General features: G+C 64.0%; 2 protein-coding genes. Both read left to right on the forward strand.

Features of this window, described 5'->3' with window-relative positions; translation table 11 throughout:
* Positions 1-493: 493 nt before the first annotated feature.
* Entirely contained in the window at positions 494-1,720 is a 1,227-nt protein-coding gene (locus JCM25156_RS09930) for an acetate/propionate family kinase (RefSeq protein WP_025812959.1), read from the forward strand.
* A gap of 42 nt (positions 1,721-1,762) precedes the next feature.
* On the forward strand, positions 1,763-4,132 hold the full coding sequence (locus JCM25156_RS09935; RefSeq protein WP_025812961.1) for a phosphoketolase family protein: 2,370 nt from the start codon (positions 1,763-1,765) through the stop codon (positions 4,130-4,132).
* Positions 4,133-4,389: the final 257 nt, after the last annotated feature.

Here is a 4,389-nt window from a genome sequence, read left to right on the forward strand (position 1 = left end):
CCGTGCTGGCGCACCGTTTTGGCTGATGCGCGCACCCACCCGGCCGGTGCCTGACACGCGGATGTGATACGCGGGCCGCCGCCCCGCCATGCCCCGTTCCGCACCGGTGCGCGTGGCTCATGGACTGTCCGGAAAGCCAGTCCACGCAACGGCGCGCCATCATGAGGCGGTTCCTGCCGAAGCGGTTTTCAAAAAAGCTTCACGGAATGTCACCTTGCCGAAAAAACGGTGATGTCCGGGAACTTCTGTTATTTTTATCAACGGGTTGTTTTCAGGCATGCCCCGGCCAACCCCGGCGGAACCGTGCGGGGTATGAAATGTTTCCCCGCCGCCCCCGGCGGGAAACCGGGCGGGGACGGATGTGCTATGCGGGACGCTGCTTCTTATCAGGGCTCCTTGACGCCCCGCGCAATGCGGGCAATTGATTCGCATCATTGTCAGTCACGCCGGATGGGCGTGACATAGACAGGCTGAAAGATCAGGAGAGACAGGCATGACACGCGCTGTGCTGGCACTGAACGCAGGATCGTCCAGCCTCAAGTTCGCCCTGTTTTCCATCGAAAAGGGAGAAGGCGCCACCGCACCCAGCCACCGTATCGCATCGGGTGAGCTGGAGGGCATCGGCACGCATCCCCATTTCATCGCGCATGACGCCAATGGCCGCGTGCTGGTGGATGAACACTGGGATCCCGCCCCCCCCGACGCCACGGGCAGGGCGGGCGCGGATACCGCGCATCACGGCCCCATGGCCACCTTAATGGAATGGGTGGGCAAACAGCTTGGGGATGTGGACCTGATGGCCGTGGGCCACCGGGTGGTGCATGGCGGGGCGGAGTTCATCGCGCCTGTCCGCATCACGCCCGACGTGCTGACCCGGCTTGCGGCCCTTACGCCCTTCGCGCCGCTGCACCAGCCTGGCAGCCTGGCCCCGATCCGCGCCCTGCTGGCGCAGTATCCCGACCTGCCGCAGGTCGCGTGTTTCGATACGAGCTTCCACCATACCCTGCCCCCCGTGGCGCGGGCGCAGGCCCTGCCGCGCGATTACGCCGCGCGCGGGGTGCGCCGCTACGGGTTCCATGGCCTGTCGTATGAATATATCGCCTCCGCCCTGCGCACATGTGCGCCACGGCTGGCGCAGGGGCGCACCATTGTCGCGCATATCGGCAGTGGCGGCAGCCTGTGCGCCCTGCTGGACGGGCGCAGCATCGACACGACCATGGGCTTTTCGGTGCTGGACGGCCTGGTCATGGGCACGCGCTGCGGCCATCTGGACCCGGGCGTAATCCTGTACATGCTCAAGGAAGAAGGGCTGGGCGCGGCCGAGATCGAGAACATTCTCTATCACCGCTCCGGCCTGCTGGGCGTGTCGGGCATGTCGGCCGACATGCGCGACCTGCACGCCAAGGCCGCGACCAGCCCGGAGGTGGTGCAGGCGCTTGACCTGTTCGTCTACCGTTTCGCCCAGCAGGCCGGCGCCATGATGGCGGCGCTGGAGGGGCTGGACGGGCTGGTGTTCACCGCCGGCATCGGGGAAAACGACGCGATCATACGCGCCGCGATCTGCGCGCGGCTGGGGTGGACGGGGATCCGCCTTGATGCGCAGGCCAACGCCACGCATCAGGGCATCATCAGCGCGCCGGACAGTGCTGTCGAGGTGCGGGTCATCCCCACCGATGAGGAAACAACAATCCGTCGGCATGTGCTGATGTGTCTGACCTGAACACAGGCCGGATTGGGATGGAATATCTCGGAAGGAACGGAAATGAGTGAAACTGCATCCGCAACACCGCTGTCAGCAGCGGATGTCGCGCTGTTCAACAAGTGGTGGCATGCAGCAAACTATCTGTCGATCGCCCAGATCTATCTGCTGGCGAACCCGCTTCTGCGGGAACCGCTCAAGCTGGAACACACCAAGCCGCGCCTGCTGGGCCACTGGGGCACCACGCCGGGGCTGAACTTCCTGTACCTGCACCTCAACCGCATCATCCGCGAACAGGACCGCAATGTCCTGTTCATCGCGGGGCCGGGCCATGGCGCGCCGGGCGTGGTCGCCAGCACCTATCTGGAAGGGACGTACACCGAATACTTCCCCTCCATCACGCAGGATGCGGACGGGCTGGCCAAGCTGGTCAAGCAGTTCTCCTTCCCCGGCGGCATCCCCAGCCACGCGGCCCCCACCACGCCCGGCTCCATCCATGAAGGCGGCGAACTGGGCTATTCCCTGTCCCATGCCTATGGCGCGGTGTTCGACAACCCCGATCTGGTCGTGGCCTGCGTTGTCGGTGATGGCGAGGCCGAAACCGGCCCGATGGCCACATCGTGGCACAGCAACAAGTTCCTTGACCCCAAAACCGATGGCGCGGTGCTGCCGATCCTGCACCTGAACGGCTACAAGATCGCCAACCCCACGGTTCTGGCCCGCATCTCCCCCGAGGAACTGCTGAACCTGTTCCGTGGCTATGGCTACGATCCCATCGTGGTGGAAGGTGACGACCCGGACACCATGCACCAGAAGATGGCCGTGGCGATGGACACGGCCTTCGCCAAAATCACGGACATCCAGAAAGCCGCGCGCGAGAAGAACGAGACCACGCGCCCGCTGTGGCCCATGATCATCATGCGCACGCCCAAGGGCTGGACCTGCCCCAAGACGGTGGACGGCCTGCGGACGGAAGGTTACTGGCGCGCCCATCAGGTGCCCATTACCGACATGACCAAGCCGGGGCATCTGGAACTGCTCGACAAGTGGCTGCACAGCTACAAGCCCGAGGAACTGTTCGACGAAAACGGCACCCTGCTGCCCGAAATCGCCGCCCTCGCCCCCAAGGGCGACCGCCGGATGAGCGCCAACCCCCACGCCAATGGCGGGCTGCTGCGCCGGGATCTGCGCCTGCCGGACATCACGGAATACGCGGTGACCGTATCCACGCCGGGGCATGAGACGGGTGAAAGCACGCGCGTGCTGGGCGCATGGCTGCGCGACGTGATGAAGGAAAACCTGCCCGCGGGCAACTTCCGCGTGCTGGCCCCCGATGAAAACAATTCCAACCGCCTGAACGCCGTGCTCGACGTGACCAACCGGGCATGGAACGCCACCACCTATGATTATGACGATCACCTGCGGGTGGACGGCCATGTCATGGAAATCCTGAGCGAGCATACCTGCCAGGGCTGGCTGGAAGGCTACCTGCTGACCGGGCGGCACGGCTTCCTGTCATGCTACGAGGCGTTCATCCACATTGTGGATTCGATGGTCAACCAGCACGCCAAATGGATCAAGCAGGCCGATGAGGTGCCGTGGCGCGCGCCGATCGCATCGCTGAACTACCTGCTGACATCGCATGTCTGGCGGCAGGACCATAACGGGTTCAGCCATCAGGATCCCGGCTTCATCGACCATGTGCTGAACAAGAAGGCCAAGACGGTGCGGGTGTTCCTGCCGCCTGACGCCAACACCCTGCTGTGCGTGGCCAAGACCTGCCTTGAAAGCCGTGACCGTGTGAACGTGATCGTGGCGGGCAAGCAGCCCGAGCCGCAGTGGCTGGACATGGACGCGGCCATAGCGCATTGCGCCAAGGGCATCGGCATGTGGGAATGGGCCAGCAATGACAAGGGTGGCGAACCCGATGTCGTCATGGCCTGCGCGGGCGACGTGCCGACCATGGAAACGCTGGCGGCGGTCCAGATCCTCAACCGGCACCTGCCGGACCTGAAGATCCGCGTGATCAACGTGGTGGACCTGCTGACGCTTGAATCGAAATCCCAGCATCCCGATGGTCTGGATGATTCCGTGTTCGACAGCCTGTTTACCACGGACAAGCCCGTCATCTTCGCGTTCCATGGCTATCCGGCGCTGATTCACAAGCTGGTTTACAAGCGGATCAACAGCCGCAACTTCCATGTGCACGGCTACCGGGAGGAAGGCTCCACCACCACGCCGTTCGACATGACGGTGCGCAACAACCTGGACCGCTTCCATCTGGTGCAGAACGTGATCCGTCACGTGCCCGGCCTTGCGGCCAAGGCGGCGTACGCCAACCAGGCCATCAGCGACAAGCTGATCGAGCACAAGCGCTACGTGGCCGAACATGGGGAGGATCTGCCCGAGATCCGCAACTGGCGCTGGTCGTAAGCCCTCCGGCTCCATCGACAGTGCGGGAAAAGGGAGCAGAAATGCTCCCTTTTTTCATGGCCACAGGGCACGCGGGCGGGGCGGGGCACTGTTTGAAAACAATAAAGGTTTCCGGGTGCCGCCTTTTCCCCAAAAGGCGGCGCGCCCTGCAGTTTTTATGGCTGACCCTGTTCCGGCGGGGCAAACGGTTGCGGTATCGGCCCCCGTGCCGCCATGTCGGCGCGTGACGGTGGCATCGGCCGGATGGATATGATCGG

It is taken from the genome of Komagataeibacter kakiaceti JCM 25156 (assembly GCF_000613305.1).

Excerpts from the sequence above, each read along its gene's own strand:
- JCM25156_RS09930 (WP_025812959.1), top strand. The coding sequence starts at position 494 with ATGACACGCGCTGTGCTGGCACTGAACGCAGGATCGTCCAGCCTCAAG.
- JCM25156_RS09935 (WP_025812961.1), top strand. The coding sequence starts at position 1,763 with ATGAGTGAAACTGCATCCGCAACACCGCTGTCAGCAGCGGATGTCGCG.